This window comes from Rhodococcus sp. NPDC059969 (assembly GCF_042738325.1).
GTDB lineage: Bacteria > Actinomycetota > Actinomycetes > Mycobacteriales > Mycobacteriaceae > Rhodococcus_F.
Genome location: NZ_JBHWUF010000005.1, coordinates 168,684 through 193,788 on the forward strand (window position 1 = coordinate 168,684; position 25,105 = coordinate 193,788).

Annotated in this window: 22 protein-coding genes; 1 reads left to right on the top strand and 21 read right to left on the bottom strand. The window is 61.7% G+C overall.

The annotated features are described in order from the left end of the window. Positions 1 to 98 precede the first annotated feature (98 nt). On the bottom strand, positions 99 to 1,763 hold the full coding sequence (locus ACFWAD_RS16610; RefSeq protein ID WP_378545663.1) for an alpha/beta hydrolase: 1,665 nt from the start codon (positions 1,761 to 1,763) through the stop codon (positions 99 to 101). A 234-nt stretch (positions 1,764 to 1,997) separates the two neighbouring features. On the opposite strand from ACFWAD_RS16610, the gene ACFWAD_RS16615 reads away from it, so the two are divergent. Continuing rightward, positions 1,998 to 4,322: an ATP-binding protein gene (locus ACFWAD_RS16615; RefSeq protein WP_378545666.1), complete on the top strand. Its 2,325-nt coding sequence runs from the start codon at positions 1,998 to 2,000 to the stop codon at positions 4,320 to 4,322. 82 nt (positions 4,323 to 4,404) lie between these two features. On the opposite strand, the gene ACFWAD_RS16620 is transcribed toward ACFWAD_RS16615, so the two are convergent. The 20 genes from ACFWAD_RS16620 to ACFWAD_RS16715 all read right to left on the bottom strand — a co-directional run bounded on the left by ACFWAD_RS16620 (position 4,405) and on the right by ACFWAD_RS16715 (position 25,031). Further along, on the bottom strand, positions 4,405 to 6,222 hold the full coding sequence (locus tag ACFWAD_RS16620; protein ID WP_378545669.1) for an ABC transporter ATP-binding protein/permease: 1,818 nt from the start codon (positions 6,220 to 6,222) through the stop codon (positions 4,405 to 4,407). A 31-nt stretch (positions 6,223 to 6,253) separates the two neighbouring features. After that, positions 6,254 to 7,003 carry a DUF6390 family protein gene (locus ACFWAD_RS16625; RefSeq protein WP_378545672.1) on the bottom strand — a complete coding sequence of 250 codons (750 nt, stop codon included), beginning with the start codon at positions 7,001 to 7,003 and terminating at the stop codon, positions 6,254 to 6,256. Further along, complete coding sequence (hypE, locus tag ACFWAD_RS16630; RefSeq protein WP_378545675.1) at positions 7,003 to 8,073, bottom strand: hydrogenase expression/formation protein HypE; 1,071 nt, start codon at positions 8,071 to 8,073, stop codon at positions 7,003 to 7,005. The genes ACFWAD_RS16625 and hypE overlap by 1 nt, the downstream gene beginning before the upstream one ends. Further along, a complete protein-coding gene (gene hypD, locus ACFWAD_RS16635) occupies positions 8,063 to 9,175 on the bottom strand; it encodes a hydrogenase formation protein HypD (protein WP_378545678.1) in 1,113 nt (370 codons plus the stop codon). The genes hypE and hypD overlap by 11 nt, the downstream gene beginning before the upstream one ends. Then, the gene (locus ACFWAD_RS16640; protein WP_030535597.1) at positions 9,172 to 9,471 is read right to left on the bottom strand and encodes a HypC/HybG/HupF family hydrogenase formation chaperone; all 300 of its coding nucleotides are present in this window, start codon (positions 9,469 to 9,471) and stop codon (positions 9,172 to 9,174) included. The genes hypD and ACFWAD_RS16640 overlap by 4 nt, the downstream gene beginning before the upstream one ends. A 16-nt stretch (positions 9,472 to 9,487) precedes the next feature. Continuing rightward, positions 9,488 to 11,776 (bottom strand): carbamoyltransferase HypF, encoded by a 2,289-nt coding sequence (hypF, locus tag ACFWAD_RS16645; RefSeq protein ID WP_378545681.1) that lies wholly within the window; start codon positions 11,774 to 11,776, stop codon positions 9,488 to 9,490. Beyond that, entirely contained in the window at positions 11,773 to 12,060 is a 288-nt protein-coding gene (locus tag ACFWAD_RS16650; RefSeq protein WP_378449935.1) for a HypC/HybG/HupF family hydrogenase formation chaperone, read from the bottom strand. Before ACFWAD_RS16650 ends, hypF begins: the two co-directional genes overlap by 4 nt. 3 nt (positions 12,061 to 12,063) lie before the next feature. After that, entirely contained in the window at positions 12,064 to 12,558 is a 495-nt protein-coding gene (locus tag ACFWAD_RS16655) for a hydrogenase maturation protease (RefSeq protein ID WP_378449936.1), read from the bottom strand. Positions 12,559 to 12,564: 6 nt separating this feature from the next. After that, a complete protein-coding gene (locus tag ACFWAD_RS16660; protein ID WP_374227973.1) occupies positions 12,565 to 12,684 on the bottom strand; it encodes a DUF6893 family small protein in 120 nt (39 codons plus the stop codon). Between the two features lie 49 nt (positions 12,685 to 12,733). After that, positions 12,734 to 14,113, bottom strand: a complete 1,380-nt coding sequence (locus tag ACFWAD_RS16665; RefSeq protein ID WP_378545684.1) for a hypothetical protein — start codon at positions 14,111 to 14,113, stop codon at positions 12,734 to 12,736. Then, a complete protein-coding gene (locus tag ACFWAD_RS16670; protein WP_378545687.1) occupies positions 14,110 to 14,748 on the bottom strand; it encodes a DUF6084 family protein in 639 nt (212 codons plus the stop codon). The genes ACFWAD_RS16665 and ACFWAD_RS16670 overlap by 4 nt, the downstream gene beginning before the upstream one ends. Further along, positions 14,745 to 15,365 carry a DUF5947 family protein gene (locus ACFWAD_RS16675; protein WP_378545690.1) on the bottom strand — a complete coding sequence of 207 codons (621 nt, stop codon included), beginning with the start codon at positions 15,363 to 15,365 and terminating at the stop codon, positions 14,745 to 14,747. Before ACFWAD_RS16675 ends, ACFWAD_RS16670 begins: the two co-directional genes overlap by 4 nt. 19 nt (positions 15,366 to 15,384) lie before the next feature. Then, positions 15,385 to 16,287 carry a NifU family protein gene (locus ACFWAD_RS16680; RefSeq protein WP_378545693.1) on the bottom strand — a complete coding sequence of 301 codons (903 nt, stop codon included), beginning with the start codon at positions 16,285 to 16,287 and terminating at the stop codon, positions 15,385 to 15,387. Between the two features lie 3 nt (positions 16,288 to 16,290). Further along, positions 16,291 to 18,084: a nickel-dependent hydrogenase large subunit gene (locus ACFWAD_RS16685; protein ID WP_378449941.1), complete on the bottom strand. Its 1,794-nt coding sequence runs from the start codon at positions 18,082 to 18,084 to the stop codon at positions 16,291 to 16,293. Positions 18,085 to 18,138: 54 nt separating this feature from the next. Then, positions 18,139 to 19,254 carry a NiFe hydrogenase small subunit gene (locus tag ACFWAD_RS16690; RefSeq protein WP_007735073.1) on the bottom strand — a complete coding sequence of 372 codons (1,116 nt, stop codon included), beginning with the start codon at positions 19,252 to 19,254 and terminating at the stop codon, positions 18,139 to 18,141. A 180-nt stretch (positions 19,255 to 19,434) separates the two neighbouring features. Then, on the bottom strand, positions 19,435 to 20,232 hold the full coding sequence (gene hypB, locus ACFWAD_RS16695) for a hydrogenase nickel incorporation protein HypB (RefSeq protein WP_378545697.1): 798 nt from the start codon (positions 20,230 to 20,232) through the stop codon (positions 19,435 to 19,437). A gap of 2 nt (positions 20,233 to 20,234) precedes the next feature. After that, positions 20,235 to 20,564, bottom strand: a complete 330-nt coding sequence (gene hypA, locus ACFWAD_RS16700; RefSeq protein ID WP_283303994.1) for a hydrogenase maturation nickel metallochaperone HypA — start codon at positions 20,562 to 20,564, stop codon at positions 20,235 to 20,237. A gap of 157 nt (positions 20,565 to 20,721) precedes the next feature. Continuing rightward, positions 20,722 to 22,347, bottom strand: a complete 1,626-nt coding sequence (locus ACFWAD_RS16705) for a cutinase family protein (protein ID WP_378545700.1) — start codon at positions 22,345 to 22,347, stop codon at positions 20,722 to 20,724. Positions 22,348 to 22,528: 181 nt separating this feature from the next. Continuing rightward, the gene (locus tag ACFWAD_RS16710; RefSeq protein WP_378545703.1) at positions 22,529 to 23,641 is read right to left on the bottom strand and encodes an alcohol dehydrogenase catalytic domain-containing protein; all 1,113 of its coding nucleotides are present in this window, start codon (positions 23,639 to 23,641) and stop codon (positions 22,529 to 22,531) included. Between the two features lie 28 nt (positions 23,642 to 23,669). Beyond that, the gene (locus ACFWAD_RS16715; protein WP_230813043.1) at positions 23,670 to 25,031 is read right to left on the bottom strand and encodes a pitrilysin family protein; all 1,362 of its coding nucleotides are present in this window, start codon (positions 25,029 to 25,031) and stop codon (positions 23,670 to 23,672) included. Positions 25,032 to 25,105 lie beyond the last annotated feature (74 nt).

Genomic DNA, 25,105 nt, shown 5'->3' on the forward strand with positions numbered 1-25,105 from the left:
TCCTTGTTAGATAGCTGACAAACAGTGATCGAACGATCAAGAGCGAGTACTCCCGGTCCAACGACGAGACACCGTCGCGAGGTCCGTACTCCGCACTACTACTTGGTGGGTTGAAAGTTGTTCGTCAAGGCGCCGCGAATCGCGTCGGTGTCCGACTGCGACCAGTTCTCGGGGTGCAGGATCTGCGCCCACATATCCGCCGCCTCGGCTCCGTAGTTGTGCCCGTGACCAGGCGGCACGTCAGCCGAGAAGACCATGTCGAGTGTCACCTGCCAGAACGTCACGAACGGTATCCACGTCATTCCCGGATCGACATCACGGCCGAGAGGCTCGGCAAGCCAGTCCGGTTTGTTCAGTAGCAGGTCGAAGGACCACCAGACGATCGGGTCGCTGGCATGCTGCCAGTACACAACGCGAGAGTCGTTCCACGGCGCATCCAGTTCGAGATCCTCCGGATAGGCAGCGAAACGGATCGACTGCCCGTCGTCGATCACCGGCACGGCTTCCTGTGAGCCGGAGTCACGACTGCCCGTGATCTCCTGCCATTGAGCGGTGAAGTTCGGAGTGCCCGACCACAATGCCCCATCCACACGTGTCGCCATGTCCTGTGCTCCCGCGAACGCGGCCTGTCCCCCGTACGATCCGAGGCTCTCGCCGAAAACGACAAGCTTGGGACGCTTGTCGAGCGGCAGATCGATCCACTTCGCGTAGACAGAGTTGAACAGCGCCCGGCCTGCGGCCATCGGGGTTTCGCGGTCGGCGATGAATGCCAAGGGGCTGGGAAGGAACGAGTACTGCATCGCCGCGATGGCGGTGTCGCCGCCCTGGACGTATTCGAAGGCGGACGCCACGTCGTCGTTGACCCAGCCGCGGCCGGTGGTGGTCACCACTGCCAGGACGGCACGGTCGAACCCGCCGGTGCGCTCGATTTCGGCGACGACCCGCTGCGCGACGCCGTCGACGGAATCGGACGACTCACGCCCGGCGTACACCCTGATGGGCTGCTTCGCGTCTCGGCCGGTCACCGCGGCAATCTGACCAGCGGACGGCCCGCTACCCATGAAGGTGCGTCCTTCCTTGCCCAGTGAATCCCACGCCTCGGCAGACATCGGCGAACCACTGCGTTCGGCGATCAAAGGCTGATCGATACCATCTGGTGTGTCGTTGTCCGCTCCGGAGAAACTCCAGTTCGCGAACGCGATGAGCCCGTTGTAGAGGGCGCCGTTGACGACGAAGATCGCCAACGCGAAGACGACGACCAAACTTGCGACTTTCGCCGCTTCCTTGGGAACAAACCGCAGAGCAACAGCAGCGAGACTTCTGGTGAGATGCCGCAGACCGCGACCCGCCTCGAGCAAGATCAACCACACCGCTATCGAAATCAGCAGCACCAGAAGATAGTTCGCCCGGTTGACGCGAGGTGCCTCGACCAGATCACGGACGATCTGCTGCCACCACGAACCCAAGATCAGAAAGAGAGGCACCAATATCACTGCCAGAACGGTGAGTACGGCCCATCCGATCCTCTTGGTCCGATCCGACCATGTCGGTTCGACTCCGCATTTGCGGATCATCCACGCCACGCTCACACCGATGCCATACCCCGTGGCGACGGAAATACCAGTTGCCACGCCCTGCAGGTACCACGCGCGCGGTAAGAGGGACGGGCTCATCGAGAGGACGAAAAACACCAAGCCGAACGACAACCCGACCGAATGCAGCGTCTTGCCATAGCGCCGCACACCTTCCCACACACGTTTCATGCCGGAATCGTAAGCGCGCCAGAAAGATGGAATGCGCCTCTCATCCCTTTCGAATGAGGCGCGAACTACGTCGGTGGAAGGTGTTCGCTATTCCGCGTCATGCACCGAAAAGCTTCGGCCCAACGGCAATCACGGGCGAACACCGGTGGTGCGTTGACAGATTTCACACACGCGATTCCGCGTACACTGTGTGGGGTCAATCCACTCAGCACATACAAATTCGGCGCGATTCTCATGGCGGCAAAACGAGGAAACCTACCGATCGAACTGAGCAGTTTCGTCGGTCGTCGGTCCGAGGCCAAAGAAGTCCGGCGCCTGCTGTCGGACTACCGGCTCGTGACCCTTACGGGCCTGGGTGGGGTCGGCAAAACCCGCTTGGCGCTCCGTGCCGCCGATGATTCCTCCCGTGCGTTCCCCGGGGGCGTCTGGTTCGTCGACTTCAGCGAACTGCGGGAGCCGGCACTTCTCGATCAGACGATTCTTGCCGCACTCGGAGTACAAGACCGATCTACGCGGTCACCGCGATCGGTACTGATCGGCCGTCTCGTCGACGAACGTGTCCTGCTTGTTCTGGACAATTGCGAACACCTCATCGGCTGGGTGGCCGACACCGCCGCCGAACTTCTCCGGTGCTGTGCCCGATTGGCACTTCTGGCGACCAGCCGAGAACCGCTCGACATTCCCGGCGAGATGGTATTACGGGTGCCGCCTCTGCGATTTCCCACCGAGGCGCCGTCGCCAACCGACACCCGTGATGGTGATGCGATGATGCTGTTCGAGCAGCGGGCACGTTCCTCCGTGACGGACTTCCGCATCACCAGCGAGAACAGCGCGGCTGTGGAGAAGATCGTCCGCCGGTTGGAGGGACTACCGCTGCCGATCGAGTTGGCGGCTGCCCGACTGAGGGCGATGTCGGTCGATCAGATCCTGCAAAAACTCGACGACCGCTTCCAACTGCTGACGCGGGGCAGCCGGAACGCTCCAGCGCGTCAACAAACGCTTGCACAGAGCATCGACTGGAGCTTCGATCTGTGTACGCCGCCGGAGAAGTCGTTGTGGGCGAACTCGAGCGTATTCGCGGGTAGCTTCGATCTCGGGTCCGTCGAAGGAATTCTCGCCGACGAAGCACAGAACGACGACTTGGGCGATCTCGTGATGTCCCTTGTCGACAAGTCGATCCTCATCCGTGAACAAAACGGCTCGTACGTACGCTACCGCCTACTCGAGACTCTTCGCGACTACGGGCGTGAACTGGTGTCAGTCGACGAGTGGGTCTCGCTGCAGCGCAGGCACAGTGAGTGGTTCAGGCAACTCGTCTTCCGCGCCGGAGTCGACTGGACGGGGCCGCACCAAATCGACTGGATGACGCGGATCGACCGCGACTTACCCAACGTGCGCACCGCGTTGGAATTCGGTCTGACCGAACCCGACTCGGTCGAAGCCACATTGCGTACCGCAAGCGCTTTGCATGATTACTGGCTTGCACGTGGTCGATTCAACGAAGGTCGCTACTGGTTGGGTCGCGCCCTGGCCGAGGTGCCCGAACTGACCGAGGGCACAATCGGTGAAGCGGTAGTCGAGGCCGCCGCGACAGGCGCACTGCTGGCAGCCCTCCAACGAGATATCGCTTCAGCGACAAGCATTGCCGAAGAGGCTCGGCGACAGGCCGAGATGCAGCGGAATGACGACGGTCGCATACTGGCGCGGTACACGCTCGGATTCGTCGCGGTCGCCGACGGCGATCTCGTGCGCGGTGCCGAGTACCTCGAGCAGGCTGTCGCAACATTCCGGGCAAACGACGACATCGCCCGTCTGGTACCCGCGCTCTACTGGTTCGCCTTCGTCGTCGACGCACTCGGCGAAACCGACCGGGCTGCAAACATTTACGAGGAGGAGTTGGCCCTCACCGAATCGCGCGGCGAAATCTTGTGGCGGTCGATGGCGATGTCGGACTACGGATCCGCCCTGTGGCGTCGTGGCAACCACGCTCGCGGTATCGAGCTACTCGAAGATTCTCTCCGATTGCTGCGAGGGCTGGGTAACCAGTTCGGATGTGCATGGTGCCTCGAGGAAATCGCGTGGACGCTTGTCGACCGGGACGCGAAGCTGGCAGCCACACTGATGGGAGCTGCCGACACGCTGTTCACCGCCACGGGCAGCCCGATGGACACCTTCAGGAGCATGGTCCCGTACCACGAAAACAGCGTGACCGAGGCTCGTAACCGGCTCGGAGACAGGGTGTTTCAAACAGCATTCGATCATGGTCGAGCTCTGACTCTCGACGACGCAGCGGCCGGCGCGCTGAGAGAGCAACCGCCCGGAGGATCACCAAAATCGGCGGCCGACGAAATGCTGACTCCGCGGGAGCAGCAGGTGGCCGAACTCGTCGCACAGGGCCTGACCAACCGAGCAATCGCGGACAAGCTGGTCATTTCTCAGCGCACTGTCGACGGCCACGTCGATCACATACTGAACAAACTGGGGTACGGCTCGCGGACCAGGATTGCGGCCTGGGTGCTCCAGCGCACAAACGACTTCCGCAACCCTTCGACCTCGTGACGGTCGGTGTCTTCGATCGATCGCGGCGCGGCGGGTAACCCAGCCGAAGCCTGTCGCAAGAATCCGACCGCCGAAAGTTTTTTCAGCCTTCGTGATCAGTGAGAGTCCAGTGTCCCGCACCGCGCAGTTCGAGTTGTCGGTTGTGAAAAACGTCGAGAGTACTGCGATGGCCGACGCTGACAATGATGCTGTCGGGCAGTTCACGGCGAAGGATGTCGTAGAGCGTGTACTCGAGGCCTTCGTCGATTCCGGATGTCGCCTCGTCGAGAAATGCGGTTCGCGGTCGGATCAGGAGGACTCGGGCGAACGCCAACCGTTGTTGTTCACCCGGCGACAGAATTCGAGTCCAATCAGCAGCCTCGTCGAGTCGACCGATCAAATGAGCGAGGTGCACTTCGGCGAGCGCGTCGTGGAGCCTGCGGTCGTCGAAGCTCGAGCGCCCGGTGTTCGGCTGACCTGAGGGCAACTGGTCCGGATATGCCAAACCCGCGCGCAGAGAACCCAAAGGTAGGTACGGCCGTTGTGAGAGGAACAGGACGTCTCCGACCGGGGTGGTCACGGAACCGTTTGTGTACGGCCACAACTGCGCGATGCTGCGGAGCAGCGTGGTTTTGCCGCTACCCGACGGACCCTTCACCAGCAGTGCATCGCCGGGCCCCAGTGACAAGTCGAGTTCGGAGATCAATGCCTCGCCACCCGGCGTGCGCACGTCGAGTCCCCGAACAACCAAATGACTGCCAGAGGAGAACGCGTCGAGCACGGGAAGTGCGCGAGCACGCCGATTGGCATCGGCGAGCCCGGTCAAACGGATCAGTGTGGCCCGGAAACTTGCAAAATCGGCATAGGACTCTCGAAAGAACGACAACGAATTGTGCACCTGGCCGAATGCTTGAGCAGTTTGCATCACGTCGCCGAAAGTGATCTGCCCGCTGAACAATCGAGATCCCTGGACCAGAAACGGAAACACCACCGCTGTCTGATCCACTGCCAGATTGAAGCCACTGAATTTGAGCGTCCGGAAGACGATCGCCCACATATTGCGGATCACTGCGGCAAATCGTAGTCCGAGCGTGCGTCGTTCGACGTTCTCTCCGCGATAGAAGGCAATGCTTTCGCCGTATTCCCGTAGTCGAACCAACGCGTACCGGAAGGTGGCGCCGAATTTCTCGTTCAAGAAGTTCAGCATGATCAAAGGCCGGCCGATCCAGAATGCGAGTGCCGTGGTCACCAACACGTAGATGTAGACGAGAAAGATCATCGCTCGCGGAATCTCGGCACCGAAAACAGTCAAAGGCCCGGACAGATCCCACAGGATCTTGGTGAAGCTGACGATCGACACCATTGCGGCGACGGCGCCCATGGACAACGTGCGGGACGACGTGACGAACGCGGTTATGTCTGCCTGAATACGTTGATCCGGATTGTCGACCGGGTTCTCCAAGAAATTTCCGCGATAGTAGGCGCGGCCGTCGAGCCAATCGTCGGTCAGTGTGTCATTGAGCCAACTGCGCCAGCTGATATCGAGTGTTTGGCCCACCAGGTAGACGACCAGGGAACTCACGACGTGGACTGCTGCCAAAATCGCGAACACTCGCAGGTAGTGCCAGAAAGCGGTCTCGTCGAGGTTTTGGATGGCGTCGTAGAAATCCTTGTACCAGTACGAGAACAACACTGTCACGCGGACACCGAAAATCGTCAGCAACAGCAGTGACGCGAGAATCAACAGTGGAAGGACTGTGCGCTGGGGATCGAAGTAGGGCCATGCCATTCGACGAAACTGGTTGCCCCAGCGGGTGTACCGGCCAAGTAGCAGTCCGGCGATCACGAGAGCCACAACCGTGATCGCGAAGGCCTCTGCCAACCACACTGCGCTGTCCGGTACCGCGTTGTTCCAATTCACCGTAGCCTCCGTCCGGGAGAGGAACCAACGATCAACTATCGGTCGACAGCATCTGGTTCGCGATCTGCAATGCCGAGTCTTCCGCGGCATCCAACGCCAGTGACTGCTCGGCAGTGATGCTGTCGCACAGCCAATCCCAGTGCATCGTCACCACGGCACCCGGAACTGGCGTCGCCGCGAGTGAGCGGCCGTCTACGCTCCATCGCACTCGCTGCGCTACCGGCGTGCCGTGTGCGAGTTTCTCACCGTCGAACTCGAGCGGGGAGGAAATCACCAATGCGTGCTCTTCGCCGACGTCCTCGACCACTCCCCATCTGATCCGGCAATTCTGGAGGACCGACAGTGGGACCTCACCGCGCTTCCGAAGCAGTTTGACCCACGGATACACCAGAAGTACGTGAAAGCTGTGGTGAGCGAGCGCGCGGTCCCGATCCCCGAGGACGGGGAGGAACCCGGTGTTCTCGCGTTTACCGAAGGCCGTCCTCAGGTGCTGCAACAACTTCCCCGAATCGAGAGAGTCGAGGAGATCACCTCCCACCCAATAGGCTTCGATCACTCGCGAATCCAGGGGGTCGTCGATGCCCGCACTTACGGCCAAGGCCTCGAGGTACGGCCACGCACCGTCGAATTGACGAGCGCGGTCACGGTCGCCACTCGCCGAGATGCCGTGGGCCTGTCGTAGCAGCACTGAAGGATCGTCGGGTCCGCAGTAACCCAACTCGTTCGGCGGATACGCGTAACGAGCAAACAACGCCGGCCCGTCCATATCGACGGCAGTCATCAGCAAATCCGCGGAAGTTGTTCACCCGCCGGCAAATCCACTACCCGATTGCCTCCCAATGCTGTTCGCGCCACCACCATTCCGCGATGTTCGGCCACGCACTCCCCGATCACGGCAGCTCCCATACTCAGTGGATTGGCGCGCATCGCTTCCAGAACTCGGTCGGCATCTTCGCGTGGAACAAAAGCGATCAACTTGCCCTCGTTTGCGACGTACAACGGATCCAAGCCGAGTAGCCCACAGGCATCGCGCACGTCGGCGGGAATCGGAAGATCTCGCTCCACCAGCGCAATCCCGATGTTCGACGCCTGAGCGATCTCGTTGAGGGTCGCGGCAACTCCGCCCCGGGTAGGGTCGCGCAAGACATGGATGTCGACGCCTGTGGCAATCATGTCGGCGACCACGCCGTTCAAGGAAGCGCAATCACTGCGCACCTCGGTCCCGAATTCGAGACCTTCACGACAACTCATCACGGCCACTCCATGAACGCCGATGTCGCCGCTGACTATCACGACGTCACCTTCTTGTGCGCGGGTGGGATTGATGTCCACACCATCGGCGACAATCCCGATTCCCGCGGTGTTGATGAAGACTCCGTCGCCGTGACCGGCATCGACAACCTTGGTATCACCTGTCACCAGTCGGACGCCGGCAACGTGCGCGGCCTGCCCGAGTGCCTTCGCGATTCCCGCGATGTCGGTCAGCGCAGTCCCTTCCTCGAGGATGAATGCCGTCGACATCACCAATGGCTGCGCTCCCGCCATCGCCAGGTCGTTCACCGTTCCGTTGACAGCAAGGTCACCGATCGTTCCACCGGGAAACACCATGGGTTTCACTACGTACGAGTCGGTCGAGAAGGCGAGCCGGACCCCGCCGACGTCGAATACGGCCGAGTCACCGAGTTCTGCATCGGCAGCGCTTCCGAACGAGGGCAGGAACAGATGCTCGATGAGCTCGGCGGACATCGCTCCCCCACCACCGTGCCCCATGACGATATTCGGCGAATCACGCAGCGGCAGTGGGCAGACCCACGCCGACAAGTCCACGACAGCGGTCTCCTCAGCCGGCATGACCCGCCTCCTGAAGTTCCAGGCGCCGGTACAGGTAGTACGCAGCGCATGCCCCCTCGGACGACACCATCGTGGCACCGAGCGGATTCCGCGGAGTGCATTCCTTCCCGAAGGCACTGCACTCGTGTGGCTTGATCAAACCTTGCAACACTTCTCCGGAACGGCAGACACTCGACTCGTCAGTATGGATATCGGTCACCGAAAAACGCTCTTCGGCATCAAAATACGCATACTTCGGTGCCAACTGCCAACCGCTGTCCGGGATCGATCCGATGCCGCGCCAGGTCCGATCCGACACCGCGAACACGTCCTCGAGCATCGCCTTCGCTGCGGTGTTGCCCTCGGCCGTGACGGCACGGGCGTAGGCATTTTCGACCTCGTATCGACCCGATTCCAACTGCAGCACCGTCTTTCTGATGCCCTCCAGCAGATCCAGTGGCTCGAATCCGGTGACGACGATCGGGACCTTGTACTTCTCGGCCAGCGCCGGGTACTCCGACGTTCCCATCACACTGCACACATGCCCGGCCGCCAGAAATGCCTGCACGCGGCACTCTGGCGAGTCCATAATCGCGGCCATCGCCGGCGGGACCAGAACATGCGAGACGAGTAGCGAGAAGTTCTCGATACCCAGGCGATTGGCCTGATAGACGGTCATGGCGTTGGCCGGCGCGGTGGTCTCGAATCCGATCCCGAAGAACACCACTTGCCGGTCCGGATTCTCCTTGGCAACAGTCAGAGCATCCAACGGTGAGTACACCACGCGCACGTCGCCGCCGGCGCTCTTGATCCGGAACAGATCCGACGAACTCCCCGGAACTCGCAACATGTCCCCGAAGGAGCAGAAAATGACATCGGGTCTTGCCGCGATTTCGAGAGCTTTGTCGATGATCTCGAGCGGGGTGACGCAGACCGGGCATCCGGGTCCGTGGATCATCTCGATCTGTTGCGGAAGTAGTTGATCGATGCCGTGTCTGATGATCGAATGTGTCTGACCACCACACACTTCCATGATCGCCCATCGCCGTGTGGCCAGTGCGCGGATCTGATCCAGCAGTTTGCTGGCCAGTTCCGGATCGGAGAACTCGTCCAGATACTTCATGATTCTTTCTCCTTCGGTTCGATCCCCGCGGCCCGGGCAGCCCTTTCGAACCCGTCACCGAATTCCTCTTCGAGTACACCGAGGTGCTCGAATTCCGCCAGCGTGCTGCGAGCGGATTCCTCGTCGAGTCGCTGGATGGCAAATCCGACGTGCACCACGACGTACTCGCCGACTTGGGCGCCCGGAATGTACTCGAGGCACACTTCTTTTCGGACGCCACCGAAGTTCACCACCGACATCGTCGTTCCGTCGCGTTCCTCCAGGGACTCGATACGTCCCGGTACGGCTAGGCACATGGCACAACTCCTGACCTCATGACGAACTCCCGACCAGCACTTGGCCGTAGGCGAGACCGCCGTCGTTCGGTGGCAACTCCAGTCCTGTCAGCGGCATGAATCCAGCGGCTCCGAGCAGAGCACACGCCCGAACGAGCAGGAGAGGGTTCTGGAAGACACCTCCGGTGAGTACTACCTCGTCCACTCCCGCCAATTCCCGACCACGAATTGCCCACTCGAGCACCAGGTGCGCTACGGATTCGTGAAAACGGGCGCCGATCACTTCGGCGGGCACCTTCTCCCGGAGATCGCGGGCAACAGCCCGAATGACCGACCGCGGATCTGCTGTCCACGAATCGTCGTCCGACTGCACCTCGTCGAAGGTGTACCGCGAACCGGCGCTGTCGACTCCCCTGGAAACCCCCTCCAACTCGATGGCAGCCTGCGCTTCGTAGTCGACCCGCTGCCGGACCCCGGTCAGTGAGGAGACTGCGTCGAACAACCGCCCCATGCTGGAGGTGTCCACACACCCGAAACCGGTCTCCAACTGATGAAGTAGGACCGACTGCTCTCGGGGCGGACAGGCTGCCACGGGCGCGAGGTCGGATTCCCAGTCCAACCCCGCATGCCACAGGTGGGCGAGCGCCATTCGGTACGGCCGTTCCACTCCGGCATCGCCACCGGGCAGCGGTACGTATCCCAGATGCGCGAGACGGCGATAACCCTTGTACGTCGCCAGCAGTAGTTCCCCTCCCCACACTGCGCCGTCCGCCCCGTAACCGGTGCCGTCGAACGCTATTCCGAGAACTGGTTCGCTCCCGTCCCGGACGTGCTCCCCCATCACGGAAGCCACATGTGCGTGGTGATGCCCGACGACCCGCACCGGTCGGTCACCACTACGACTGCGAGCCCACGAGGACGAGTGATACCGCGGATGCTCGTCACAGGCAATCTGGTGCGGTACTACTCCCGTGATCGATTCGAAGTGACTCTCCGACGCAGCAAAACTGTCGATAACAGCAAGGTCGCCCATGTCTCCGATGTGCTGACTCGGCCACACATATCCGCCCTCTGCAAGACAGAAGGTGTTCTTCAGGTCGGCCCCGACCGCCAAGGTAGGCGGTACGTCGAACGGCGCGGTGACGGGCAGCGGAGCATATCCGCGCGAGCGACGAAGCAACTGTCGTCGGCTGTCCACTATTCGCATCACCGAGTCGTCACACGGAATCAAGATCGGACGGTTGTGGGTCAATACCCCGTCGGCCAAGTCGCCCAATCGATCGAGATCGTTGTCGGAGTACAGAATCGGCTCTCCACCGATGTTCGCCGATGTCATGACCAACACCGCCGGGCCCGCAGCATCTCCGGCCAAACCCAGAAGAAGATGCTGAATCGGGTTGTAGGCCAGCATGATTCCGATATCCGGAATTCCGGGCGCAACCGAGGGCGAAAGCGCATAGCCAGACGCTTTGGCAACCAGCACTATCGGACGCTCGCGCGAGGACATGGCATCGGACTCGGCATCCCCGACCGCACCCAGCTCTCCGGCTTCTCGCACATCTCGCACCATCACCGCCAGCGGCTTGCTTGCTCGATGCTTGCGTTCACGCAATTCGTTGACCACGCGACCATCGTGGGCATCGCAGGCCAGGTGGAACCCTCCAATCCCCTTGACAGCAAGAATCTTCCCGTCTCGTAGTAGCGATCGGGCTCGTAGCAGTGCGGCCTCGCCGCTCACCTCGTCCGTGCCCCGTTCCACGAATGAGAGCGTCGGACCGCACTCCGGGCAGGCAATCGGTTGCGCGTGAAACCGCCGGTCCGAGGGATCCACGTACTCCGCCGCACAGGTCGCGCACAACGGGAACCGTTTCATCGTCGTGGCGGCCCGGTCGTAGGGCAGCGACTCGATGATCGTGAATCGTGGACCACAATTGGTACAGGTGATGAAGGGATGACGAAATCGTCGATCGCTCGGATCGGTCAGTTCGCGGAGGCAATCGTCGCAGATCCCGACGTCGGCCGGCGCCAAGGTTCGCCCGACCGACCCTGCATCCGTCTCGATCATGCAAAACCCCTGACGACCTACCGGCCGCGAGTCCTCGCGCTCTACCGACTCCACCCGGGCCAGCGGCGGGGGGCGGTTGCGCACCCGAGCGACAAATGCATCGATTGCCTCTCCGTCGCCTTCGACGTCGATCACGACACCGAGCGCAGAATTTCCCACCGAACCCGAGAGTCCCAGCTCGGTGGCAATCGCATGAACGAACGGCCGGAATCCCACCCCCTGGACTACGCCACGAACGATGACACGGCAGGCGATCATCATGTCCCGACCTCGCCCGTACGAGTATCGGAGTCGTCGATCTCACCGTCATGATCACCACGGCCCATCAGTTCGAGGCCGGCCCGAGCGCGGCGTGCTCCCTGCTCGTCGACCTTCTCGACTGCAAAGCCCATGTGGATCACCACCCAGTCACCTGCCGTGACGGCGCCTTCGTCGAGCATTCCGATGTTGACCTTGCGTGGTGCACCTTCCACGTCGACGAGGGCGAGTTGACCGCCGTATCCGTCCAGTAGTTCGCGTACCCGTCCCGGAATCCCCAGACACATGACTCACACCTCCGGCCCCAATGTGGTGGCATCACAATCCACGTCGATCGACCGGACGAGTGCCATCACCGCAGAGGCGGCTTGCCCGACCGAATCACGCATCTCTGCACTCAATCCGATTCCGTCGCCAGTCGATTTCGCGTGTGCCCCCACCACGAACGTCCGCGGGAGTGTTCCGCCGAGGGCCTGCAGACTGGCGAACACCGAACTCGGATGCATCGAGTGCGCGTCGAAACCTCCTTGCGGACCTTCACTTTCGGGGTCCACTTCGATGATCGCGAGCTTCCCCGGGACTCCGGTCACCGGTAAGGCGTCGATCAGCACCAGCGCGTCCCACGACTCCAACAAGTCGTAGGCCAGATGCACGCCTCGAATCCCGTAGTCGACCAAGCGAGCTCCCGACGGGAGAATCTCATGCTGCAGCGCTCGAACAACTTCGGGGCCGAATCCGTCGTCTTCGAGAAATATGTTTCCGACACCTGCAATCAGCACGCGCACAGCGTTTTACATCTTTCGCATTCGCAGATAGCGCTGGATGTCCGGCATCGACACCACCAGAACGACCGCGGCTGCGATCGCGGTGGCGCCGAGAAGTGCCGTCGACAGCAATCCCATGTTCCTCATGGCGAGTTCTCCTCTCGATAGCTGTGAAGTCCGATAGCTCTGAAGTACGTCAACTCGCGCTGTCTCGCGGCATCGGCTCTATCTCGTCCGGCGCGAAGTACAGGTAGCGGCCGTACCAGTTGTGCAGATCGGCGGCCGGATCGTCCAAGAGTGTCACCCCAACATGAATGTCGCCGTCCACGTCTTCATGAATGGTGGCGACGTGGGCGATCCGGCCGTCGAAGAACAGGTCCTGAGCATCGGCGCGACGTGAGGGGTGAAGCCGAACTGTACTTCCACCACAGACGCGGACGCCGTTGATCAGAACTGCGTCGGTGCGTGGTTGAACACTGGTGTCGGCTTCCGGGGTCCACCAGTCCACGCCGTCAGGCACCTCGGGTATCAGATCAGAACCGGCGTGCGGATCTCGCAGCACACCGTGCAGGCCGGCTAGATCATCGTCCGTCAAGCGCTCACATCGGTCGATGATGTCGGCAGCTTTGGAGTCGGTTGCCCGCGCCCGCGCCTTTTCCTCGTCGGTCATGGCGAGGATTCTCAGGGTGAGAATTTCGTCGATCTCTGTCGAATCGAAGAGAGATCCCTCGCTCTGCGGCGCAATCTCGGGAAAGTCGTACAAGATGATCGGTGACACCAGAACGGTGGGCGACGTACCAGGGTGAGCGGGGTCCTCGGTCCCCGCAAGCACCGGATAACATCGATTTTGCCGCAGCGACTCCGAGTGATCTGCGTCTTCGAACAACGACAGGAACCTCGAGCCTGTGCAGTTCACAATGACGTGAGTGCCGAGCATCGATTGCGCCGTGGCCGTGCCCTTGTCCCTTGCGTCGACGCTCGTGGCGTTCATGATCTTCACGGAAATCACCGTGCGTCCGCCCCCGGCGGAGGCGCTCACTGCCAAGAAGCCATTCACCGGAAGCCTCGTCCGAACGATCCGTCCGACCACCCTGCCCCGAGAGTCCGACAAAGTCTCTCCGTCGACAACCCCCGCCGCACAGAAGGTTTCTTCGACGCCGGCCTCGAGCTCGTCCAGACCCCACGGACCCAACACGATCTCGGATTCGGTGGCTTCGTCCCACGAGATCGACTCGCGCTCGTCGACTACCAACCGATCGACCGGGATCCACGCGCCGCCGGCACCGAGTCGTTCTACCGTCCGCGACTGGTGATGCAGAAATCTCACACTCGCAGTCACTTCGACGGGGTCGGCAGCAGGGCCCCTCCCCTCGAATTCGCCGAGCAGGCATTGCGCGGACATCGACGGTTCCTCGCCGACTCCGACCTCGGCGGCACCTGGCGGTCCGAGAACCCCGAACTGCCAACGGGATTGGTTCTTCGCCGAGCCTGCCCGGTAAGGATAGAGAAGATAGCCCTCGTACAGGACAGCGTCGGCCACGGCCCGAACGTCGTGATCCATCTCCGTTCGGGTCATCGCTGCACCTGGCTCGCCGTCAGCAACTGACGCACGGCTGAATCGAGGTCCGTGAGGCCGTGAGCTGCCTTGAATCGCACGAGATCGGCAATCGTCTCATGGTCGAGGCGTACCCAACCAGAGGCCGGATAATGCGTGGCCATCAGCTGTTTCCACACGTCGACCGACAATTCGTAGGCAGCAGATCTGTCCCACGGGATCTGCTGGACCGAGAAACCGCGCTGCCCGTCGGTGAATACGGTTCCGCTCAGTAGAACCACGATCGGAATCGTTCCGTCACCGAGTGCGTGCAGGTACTTCGACGCCGTCACCGAGAAGTCGTACGTACACGCCATGGGTAAGGCCGCGACCGTGGTTCCGGTGAATCCTTGAACGACCGTGGAGCATTCCATCCACAGGAAGGTGCGCAGAGTACTCGACCAACGCTCCCGCGGACCGAAGAGATCGCGCAGACCTTCGCCTTCCGCGTCTGAGTACGGCCGGCGGTGCGGTTCGATTCGAACCTGCGCGCGCAGAGCCACCGCACGGACGGTCGCGCCGGTGGATTCCGACATCCTCAATCTCACCGTCAGATTCGGCGTAACCGCGTACGGTTCCACCTCCACGTCGTCGACCGAGAAGTCGAGAACAGTCATGCCGACCTGCTTCGCGCCTCGACGCGCCCGAAGAACTCGTCCACTGCGCGTGCGGCATCCTGGCCACCGTCGAATCCACGCCACACGGTGCGCAATCGTCCCACCAGTTCGTAACAGGCGTCGATGGGAACAACAAAGCATCTCGGCGATTGTCCTGACGTGGGCACCGACACGATCAACGCCTCGACGTCGGCCCGCATCTGCGAAAGCCCCGGATTCTCCGCGAGCACAGTCTCGAACGAGTCGATGGGCAACTCGGATTCGGTAGCTCCGGCCGGCCCCGGGTAGAAGACTATGTACTTGTCGAGGAGTGAGTTTCGAAAGAAGAATGCCAGGCCGACGGGGATTTCCAGAGACTCCCACCGTCCAGGTCCGAGGTCGAAGTTCGGAAATTCGAGATACCGATCGGGAACCGCCTTGTATCGAAGGTCCGCGTCGACCGGCGCAAAAAGTAGATAGCAGGGACGGCACACGCACATCAGGCTCCGAACCTGTACGTCCACGACGTGTTGGTGTTCGTCGCCTATGCCCGCCGCACACATCTCACACCGCGGTCCGGTCGGAACGGCACGCGTCGAGGCGATTCGTGTGAGCACCTCTCCCACAGTGACTTTCATGACCGGGCTGCGTTCACGGCTAGGTCACCGGTATCGCTGAATCGTCAGCAAGCGCGACCGAGAGCACCCCGTCGCGAATCAACACCGGCACAGGCGCCAGGTGCTCGGAGCCGGTGCCTACCCGCGCTCCCGCTCCGTACACACTGAAGTGAGCAGCGCACGTCGGACAGGTGAGGACGGCGGCGTCTCGGGCAGGTCGACCCATCATGCGTTCGAGCACAGCCCCCGCCATCGAGTGCTCACACACTGGGCAATGGTCGCGATACGCGTACAGATCGTCACCGGAGCGACAGACCAACAGATCGGTGCCCGATACCCGGAACCCCGCGACCTCGCCCACGTCGACTTCGGCGAATTCGGGGACCTCCACCCAGTGCGCACCTCCCCCGTCGGCGTGTACGTGCGAGAACAGGGACTCGACCGAGATCACACCCGACTTCACCTCGTGCGGGTCGGGTGTTTCGACGTCTATTCCGGTGGTCTCGGGTGCCGCCGCCTGCACCGCATCCTGAACGGCGGTTTCGAGGGTGACCGAGGACGAAGGACAGCTGTTACAGCTCCCGAGAAGCCGTAGTCGCACCACGCCGCCCGCCACCTCGATCAGTTCGACGTCGCCGCCATGCGAACCGAGGTACGGACGGACGCTGTCGAGCGCAGTGCGGACGCGGGTCTCCACGTCGTGCGGGTGAAGTCCGTGCACCAGTAGCAGGCTGGACACCAGATCGTCGCGAACCATCGCATCCATCGTGGCCGGATCCGCCAGCGCGACGGTGCGTTCGAGTGCTGCGCCGTACAACTGCACGACCTCACGCACCAGTTGCTCGGCGCGATCTTTGGCCACCGGGCCTGCACCGGCATTGGCCTGCAACAACGTCTCGATACGCTCACCTGCTCCGCGCCAGTAGTCGGCCGATTGTTCCATCGATCACTCCCCGGTCACGGACTGCGTCGGCGAGTGCAACTTCTCCAGGGTCTTACCGCCGCCGAGGTACATGTGGACGCCGCACGGCAGACAGGGATCGAAACTGCGCACGGTCCGCATGATGTCGATGCCCTTGAAGTGATCTCGATCGTTCTCCTCGAAGATCGGCTGACCCTGCACGGCATCCTCGTACGGACCGGGGGTTCCGTAGCTGTCGCGCGGGCTCGCGTTCCACGGCGTCGGTGGGTACGGGTGATAGTTCGCGATCTTTCCGTCACGAATCACCATGTGATGTGAGAGAACTCCGCGGACGGCTTCGGTGAATCCGCAGCCGATACCCTCGTCCGGGACCTCGAACGACTCCCACGTCTTGGTGCGGCCGGCCCGGATCTCGACAAGCGCCTTCTCGGCGAAATGAAGGGCAGCAGCCGCTGCGTACGCCTGGAAATAGGTTCGCGCACGGTTCCTTTCGAGAGTGTTGCTGCCGTGTTCTGGAATGTTCCACTCCAGCGAGACCGGACCCTTCAACGCTGTTTTCGGAAGATTGATCTTCACACTGTGTCCGGTCGACTCGAGGTATCCGATGTCGACCAGGCCGGCAAGAGCGGTGCTCCACAGACGAGCCAATGCTCCCCCGCCGGTGTCCAGAGCGAGATTGTCTTTTCCGTCGAACCATCGCGGAGACATGACCCAGCTGTACTTGTCCTCGAGGTTCCGCTTCTGCGGGTGGGGGTTGGTGTGTTGGTTCCACGGGTGCCTGCGATCGACCGGGTTACCCAGCGGATCGGTTTTGACGAACATCTCCTGATCACTCCAGTCCTCGTAATACGAGGAGCCCAGCATGATTCGGATACCGAGGTTGATGTCCACCAGATCTGTTGTGACCAGCTTGCCGTCGACAACAACACCGGGAGTGACAAACATCTTCCGGCCCCAGTCGGTCATGTCCTTGTACGAGAAATTGCAGTACTCGGGGTCTTGGAACGAACCCCAACAACCCAGCAGGGTCCGCCGCAGTCCTACCTTTTCGTAACCAGGCAGCGCCTCGTAGAAGAAGTCGAACAGGTCGTCGTGCATGGGCACGACCTTCTTCATGAATTCGACGTACCGCATCAGCCTCGACATGTAGTCCGTCATCAGTTCGATCGTCGCGACCGTGCCGACGCCACCGGGATAGAGCGTCGACGGGTGGACGTGCCTACCCTCCATCAGGCAGAACATTTCACGGGTCGAACGCGAGACTTGCAGCGCCTCCCGATAGAACTCACCCGTGAACGGATTGAGGGTCCGCATGATGTCGGCGATCGTGCGATAACCATGCTGATCCTCGTGCGGGCAGCGCGTGTTCTCTGCCTGCGCCAGCACACCGGGATTCGTTTCGGAGACCATCTTCTCGCAGTAATCGACTGCGACCAGATTCTCTTGAAAGATGTTGTGGTCGAACATGTACTCGGCGGCCTCGCCGAGATTGACGATCCACTCGCCCAGATGCGGCGGCTTGACGCCGTACGCCATGTTCTGTGCGTAGCACGAGCACGTGGCGTGATTGTCACCGCAGATGCCGCAGATACGACTGGTGATGAAATGCGCGTCGCGCGGGTCCTTCCCCTTCATAAAGAGGGAATACCCACGAAAAATCGACGACGTGCTGTGGCACTCCACCACTTCGCGATTGGCGAAGTCGATCTTGGTGTAGATGCCCAGACTGCCGACGATTCGGGTGATAGGGTCCCACGCCATCTCGACTAGACCGTCGCGGTCCGCAGTCGAGGTGGGTTCGGGAACGATGGCCGTCATTGCAGTGCCTCCCAGAGACGTTGCTCACGAACTGATTTGAATGTATCCGGTCGGTCACCACGTACGCGTTGCACCGGTGAGCAACTTCGACCCGCGCTCGCGCCAGTGCGGTTCCTTGTCCAACGTGTGACCGGTGATCCGGCGCAGACTGTGAATCACGGACCCGTACATTCCCACCGCATTGGTGGAGAGTTTGCCGCCGGGCGGTTCATCCATGAACGGCATGAACTTGTCGGGGAACCCCGGCATCGTGCACCCGATACAGATCCCGCCGACGTTGGGACACCCGCCAACTCCGTTGATCCAACCGCGTTTGGGGACATTGCATTTCACGACCGGTCCCCAACACCCGAGTTTGACGATGCACTTCGGTGACCCGTACTCCGTCGCGAACTCGCCCTGTTCGTAGTATCCGCCACGGTCACAGCCTTCGTGAACGGTGGCACCGAAAAGCCACTGCGGGCGCAGGGATTCGTCCAAGGGAATCATCGGCGCCTGGTCAGTGGCCATGTACAGAAGATAGGTCAGGGTCTCGGAGAGGTTGTCCGGCTGAATGGGACACCCGGGAACGCACACGATCGGGATGCCCGCCTTCGATTTCCAGGTCCACCCGAGATAGTCCGGCACACCCATCGCACCCGTCGGATTGCCGGCCATCGCATGTATTCCGCCGTATGTCGCACACGTGCCGACAGCAACTACCGCAGTGGCTTTCGGTGCCAGCTTGTCGAGCCATTCGCTCGTGGTGACCGGTTGGCCGGTTTCGCGATTGTTCCCGAAACCACACCAGTACCCTTCGTCGTGAAGTTTCTCGTTCGGTATCGATCCTTCGACAACAAGAACAAAGGGTTCCAGTTCTCCCCGGTCGGCTTTCCAGAACCACTCCAGGAAATCGTCAGCGCCACCCTGCGGTCCGCATTCGAAGTCGATGAGCGGCCAATGAACCGCTACCTGAGGCAGGCCGGGCAACGCACCGAGCGCAATCTCCTCGATACTGGGTTGCGTGGCGGCAGTCAGCGCCACCGAATCACCGTCGCAACTGAGCCCGGCATTGATCCACAGCACGTGGATCAGAGTTTCTTCCGCTTTGGCCGCTGCGCTTGCGGGGGTAGCTGCGCTTTCGGAGGCAGGTTCCGCCGTGGTGCCAGCAGTCGATTTTTGTGTGTCCATGTCAGCCGCTTTCACGGGTGCACTTGCGCCTGATTCTCGGCGCCGCCACCGGCCTGACACGCTATGGCCTCAAAACTCTGTGGCCTCGAATTGCCGCGGCACCGAAACGCTGACGCCACCGGAGTCGAACCTCGGCCCACTTGCGTGGCACCCACTCATTTCATTAACTACCCGAGCAGATCAGTTGTCAACGGCCACCGGAGAAATCGCCGAACGACTACCGATCCACTCGTACCACTCGTCCATGCCCTCACCTGTCGTCGCAGATAAAACAACCACGCGCACAGCAGGATTGAGGATTTTCGCCTGTGCGACACAGGCACCGACGTCGAACTCGACGTATGGGAGCAAGTCGATCTTGTTGATCACGACCAGGTCCGCGACGGCAAAGATGTGCGGGTACTTTTTCGGCTTGTTATCCCCCTCCGGTGTCGAAATTAGGACAACCTTGCCTTCCTCGCCCAGGTCGAAGAGCGCGGGGCACACCAGGTTTCCGACGTTTTCGATCAGAAGCAGCGACTCGTCTGCGGGGTCCAGGGCGCGTAGTGCGCGGTCGACCATCTCCGCGTCGAGGTGACAACCGGCCCCGGTGTTCACCTGGACCACCGACGCACCGGTCTCGCGAATCCGTTCGGCATCGAGGCGGGTTTCCTGGTCACCTTCGATCACTGCGACAGGTCGTTGCCGTTCGAGTTCGCGGATCGTTCGCGCCAGCAACGTCGTCTTCCCCGCGCCGGGCGAACTCATGATGTTGAGCGCCGTGATTCCGCGCGCCCGCATCCACTCACGATTGTGCAGGGCAATGCCGTCGTTCTTGGCAAGCACCTGCTGCTCGAGAATCACAGTGTGGTCGGGGTGGCTGTGCTCATGGTCATACCCGTGACCGTGACCATGACCCTGTTCCTGCTCGTGTTCTCCGTCTGCGACTACCGACACCCGGGGTCCTGTGGTGTCCCCGCACCCACACGTCGCGCACATGCTCAGCTCACTTCCATCGACAGGATCCGCAACTCTCGGCCGGCAAGCACCTCGACATCAGCACTGCCGCATTCACACAGCAAGAACATGTCGGGCGGCGAGAACGTCACGCCGCAGCTTTTGCATCGCGCGCTGGTTGCAATCTGATCGATGTGCAAGCTGGCACCTTCGGCGTGAGTACCCGCAGTGACGACGTCGAAGCAGAACAACAGGGAGTGTGGAACCACCGCGCAGAGTTGCCCTACTTCCAGCCGCACGCTCGATACTCGTCGCTCGCCGGCACGCTCACACACGGCTTCGACCACACTCTGCGCAATAGACAGCTCGTGCACGGTGAAACCCACGATTCGTGATCCGGAAACCTCCCTTCCACGATAAGCACCAACGGTCGGCGTACGGAACCCGTACACGAAAACAGGCTGCGATCCGCAACTAATTGCGGATCGCAGCCTGTGACAGCGTTATTCGTGACGAACGGAAACCTGACGGTTACCCGGCCGCAGTTTGCGTCGTCGTCGTCGTTGTCGTCGTCACGGTCGCGGTCGGCGGCGCACTTGACTCGACTGAAGTCGACGGCGCCACGGTTGAAGTCACACTCGGCGACGCAGCCGGGGCAACGGATGTCGTCGTCGGAGCCGCGGGAACCGATGCTGCAGATTCCGAACCAGCGGGTGCGGGTTGTACCGCTGCGGCCGTGGTTGTCGTGGTCTTGGCCGAGTCGGTAACCGGAGGTGAGGCAGCCAAGGCATCGATGGCATTCGCCATTTCTTCGGCGGTCGGCTTCGCCGACGAATCGACAGGCTTGCCGTCCTGAGCCTGCTTGGCCAGATAGGTCAGCCACGCGGCTGCGTACTCCGCTGATGTCAGGGGCTTTCCGTTTCCAACATCCGAATCACGCCAGTAGTCGAAGTGGTGGCCGACGTCCGGACCCAAGGTCAGGCCGTACGGGTCGTTCATGACTACGGGGATCGTGTTCTGGTTCGTGGCGATGAGCCCCACGATTTCCTTGAACAGCTTCTGCGGCAGGTACGCCAACGGCGACACTTCCTCAGTGGAAACCGAGTCCTTCGCGACTGGCTTGGTGGTGGCCTCGCTCGGCTTGTATGCCGGGTCGGACACCTTCAGCAAGACCTGGAGGAAGGTTTCGTCGCTCTGCATCCAGGTGGGATTGCTCGAGATGTCGTTGAACGCGTCGAACATCACGCGTCCCATCACCACCGCGATATCCATGCCGGTGGCCGGCGTCAGATTCTGCGCTTGCAACTGATCGACATTGAGCTGCCGACCGACGTTTGCCGCCAGGATCAGCAGTGAAATGTTCTCGGGGGCTGCGCAGGTGAGGTCACCGTCAGAGCAGAAGGACGCAATCTTGCCGTTCAGGGCACCAAAATCTCCGCTGGTTCCCGGCAGCGCCCCGGATCCGGAAGCGGTGTTCTTTCCGTCCTGATACTTCTCGTTGAAACCGTCAGGGTTCGTGTAGGGGTTTTTCGCGCCGGGGAATGGTCCCTCACCCGCGAGTCGACCAGCGTCGGCGAAGATCACAACACCAACGACGTTGTCTGGATTGATGCCGGAGGTACTCGACTCCGAGCCGATGTCCATCGCGACGCGGCGCACGACGTCAGCGCCCTCGCTGTACCCGACAATCGAGAACTTCGTGTTCGGGCACGCGGCGCTGATCGCCTTCATGACAGCTCGCGTATTGTCCGCGCCCGTAGTCACGGCTTCTTCGTAACTGTCCATGTTGGCGGGGTACGCGATGTAGACGGAGGCGTACGAGCCGTCCTTGACCGAACCGGCGGGCGCCTTGAGTACCCCGTCTACCCAGTGGCTGCTGTAGTCGTCTGTGAGCGCCGCCGGCAGGAGTGTCTTTCCATCCGCACCGACGAGCATCTTCGTCGTGCCCTCGACCGGCGTGTCACCGCGACCGGCAACACCGATCCCGACCGTGTCGTGGCACTCGGTGACAGACGCGGTCAACTCGGTCTCGATCGTCTGTGATTGCGGAGAATCCACGGCAACTGCGACCGCCACCAACGCGGCCACGCCGAGCGCTGCAGGCGCTACTGCACCCGCCAGTATTCGATGTCGCGAAAAGAACCCACGAACCGGCATATCTTCTCCCCAATCAGCTTTTGGAAAACGTACGACCGACCCCCGGGGCGTCACGCAACGTCATTCGAGTAGTCGTCCAGTACGAGATGAGCGTTACAGGAGGTAACGATTTTCCGGGGCGGCTCGCGTGGATTCTCATCTCGTTGCAGTCGCAAAAAACCTGCATAACGCCAGCGTGGCGCTACTCCGATTCGAAGATAATGACCTGTCGGATTGCTTTTCCGTCGGCAAGTTCGTCCATGCCCGAATTGATGTCGGCCAATTCGATTCGCGAGGAGATCAGCTTCTCGACCGGTAGCTTCCCGTCGCGCCACAACTGCGCGTAGATCGGGATGTCGCGGGACGGGACCGCAGATCCCAGGTAGCTACCGATGATGGTCCGCGCTTCGGCGACCAGCCCGAGAGGTGAGATCGACGAGCGCGCGTCAGGCGCCGGCAACCCGACCGTGACGGTCGTGCCACCCGCTGCCGTCGCAGCCACCGCGGTCTCGAAGGCCCGAGCATTTCCCGCAGCCTCGACGACGATGTCTGCGCGGATACCACTCTCGGACAACCCGGACGGTGTGAAGACCTCGGTCGCGCCCAGTTCCAGGGCCTGGGCCAACTTCGATTCCAGTGCGTCGACGCCGATGACATTCTCGACCCCGAGTGCGCGCGCCGTCAGAATTGCGGCCATCCCGACTCCGCCCAATCCGACGACCATCACCGTATCGGCCGGGCGAGGCCTGGCCGCGTTGAGCAACGCTCCCCCTCCGGTCAACACCGCGCAGCCGAGTACGGCTGCAATTTCGGCCGGGATGTCGTCGTCGACGGGAACAACCGACTTGGCGTTGACCACAGCATGCGTCGCGAAACCCGAAACACCGAGATGATGTTTGACGTTCTCGCCGGAGCGCCGCAGTCGTTGCGCGCCACCGAGCAAACTGCCGTCGTTGTTGGCGGCGCTGCCCACCGTGCACGGCATCCGGCCGTCGGTGGCGCATCCCGCACAATCACCGCACCGCGGAAGAAATGTCATCACGACGCGGGCGCCAACCGACAGCGAATCGACTCCGTCGCCGAGTTCGACGATTCGACCAGCAGCCTCGTGTCCCAGCAACATCGGCACGGGACGCACGCGATTCCCGTCGACCACGGAGAGGTCGGAGTGACAAAGCCCGGCAGCTTCGATCTTGACGAGGATCTCGCCGGGGCCCGGGGATTCGAGATCAAGGTCCGAAATCGAAATCGGGGTCGATTCCGCAAAGGGACGCTCCCGGCCGATCTCTTCGAGCACTGCACCACGGATCTTCAACTGCACACCCCGATTTCGATTGTTCGAGCTACTTGCCCACGATCCCGCGTACCGACGCGGGGAGGTCACGAACCCGCTTGTACGGGCCGACGACGGCCGCTGCAAACGGCCTCGTCAAGAGCACCTGCGCCACCTCGAGCACCTCTTCGGAGGTGACTGCGTCGATGGTCGCGAGCGTCTGCGCAACACTGCGATGGTTGCCGTAATTCAATTCACTGCGACCGATACGGTTCATGCGTGAGCCTGAATCTTCCAGTGCCAGAACCAATCCGCCGCGCAGCGATCCCTTGGCGCGGGCGATCTCGGCATCGGTGATTCCGTCCCTCGCCACGTTCGCGAGCACCTCGCGGATCACCGTGGCAACCTCCCCGAGGTTCTCCGGCTGACAACCCGCGTACACGGAGAACGCTCCGGTGTCCGCGAAGGTGTCGACGCCGGAATAGACGGAGTACGCGAGCCCCCGCTTCTCCCGAATCTCTTGGAAGAGACGAGAACTCAGTCCGCCACCAACTGCGGCATTGAGAACCGACAGCGCCCAGCGATGGCCCTCGTGCCGGCCGAACGCACGAACCCCGAGCGCAAGGTGGACCTGCTCGCTGTCGCGATGGGTCAAGCTCAGTTCAGGCATCGTTCGCAAACGCAAAGTGCCTTCGCGCCGCGGCGCCGGCTTGACCCCACGCTCGAGATGCCCGGCAAATGCGCGGCGAGCGAGCGTCACAACCTGCTTGTGGTCGACGTTTCCCGCTACGGCCAGCACCATCCGCTGCGGCGTGTAACGCCGAACATGGAAGGAATGCAACTGATTGCGCGACATCGACTCGATCGATTCGACGCTACCGATGATCGGACGGCCGACAGGATGGTCGCCGAACAACGCGGTCAGGAACGCGTCGCCGAGCAAGTCTTCCGGATCGTCGTCGCGCATCGCGATCTCTTCGAGCACTACTTGCCGCTCGACGTCGACGTCCGCGGTTCTGCAACGCCCGCGCAGCACGACGTCGGCGACAAGGTCCACCGCCATCGGAAGGTCGTCGTCGATCACATGCGCGTAGAAACAGGTGTGTTCCTTCGACGTGAATGCATTGAGTTCGCCGCCCACACCATCCATGACCTGCGCGATGTCCAACGCTGTCCGTGACGGCGTCGATTTGAACAGCAGGTGCTCGAGAAAATGCGCGGCACCGGCCACACTCGGCTGCTCGTCGCGGGAGCCGACTCCGACCCACACGCCGACGGAGGCCGAACGCACACCGGGGATGAATTCGGTGACGACGCGCAGGCCGCCGGGAAGGACCGTGCGCTGCACTCCCGATTCAGGAGACTTCGCATCGATCGGCGATTTCAGCACAGCGCTGCGGCTGCGCGTGGTGTTGGGGGTGGTCTTTGCCATGAAAAGGTTCAGCAGTCCTCGGTGCAAGTGGTGAATCAGGTATCTACAGGTTCGTGTCTACAGACAGTACAGAT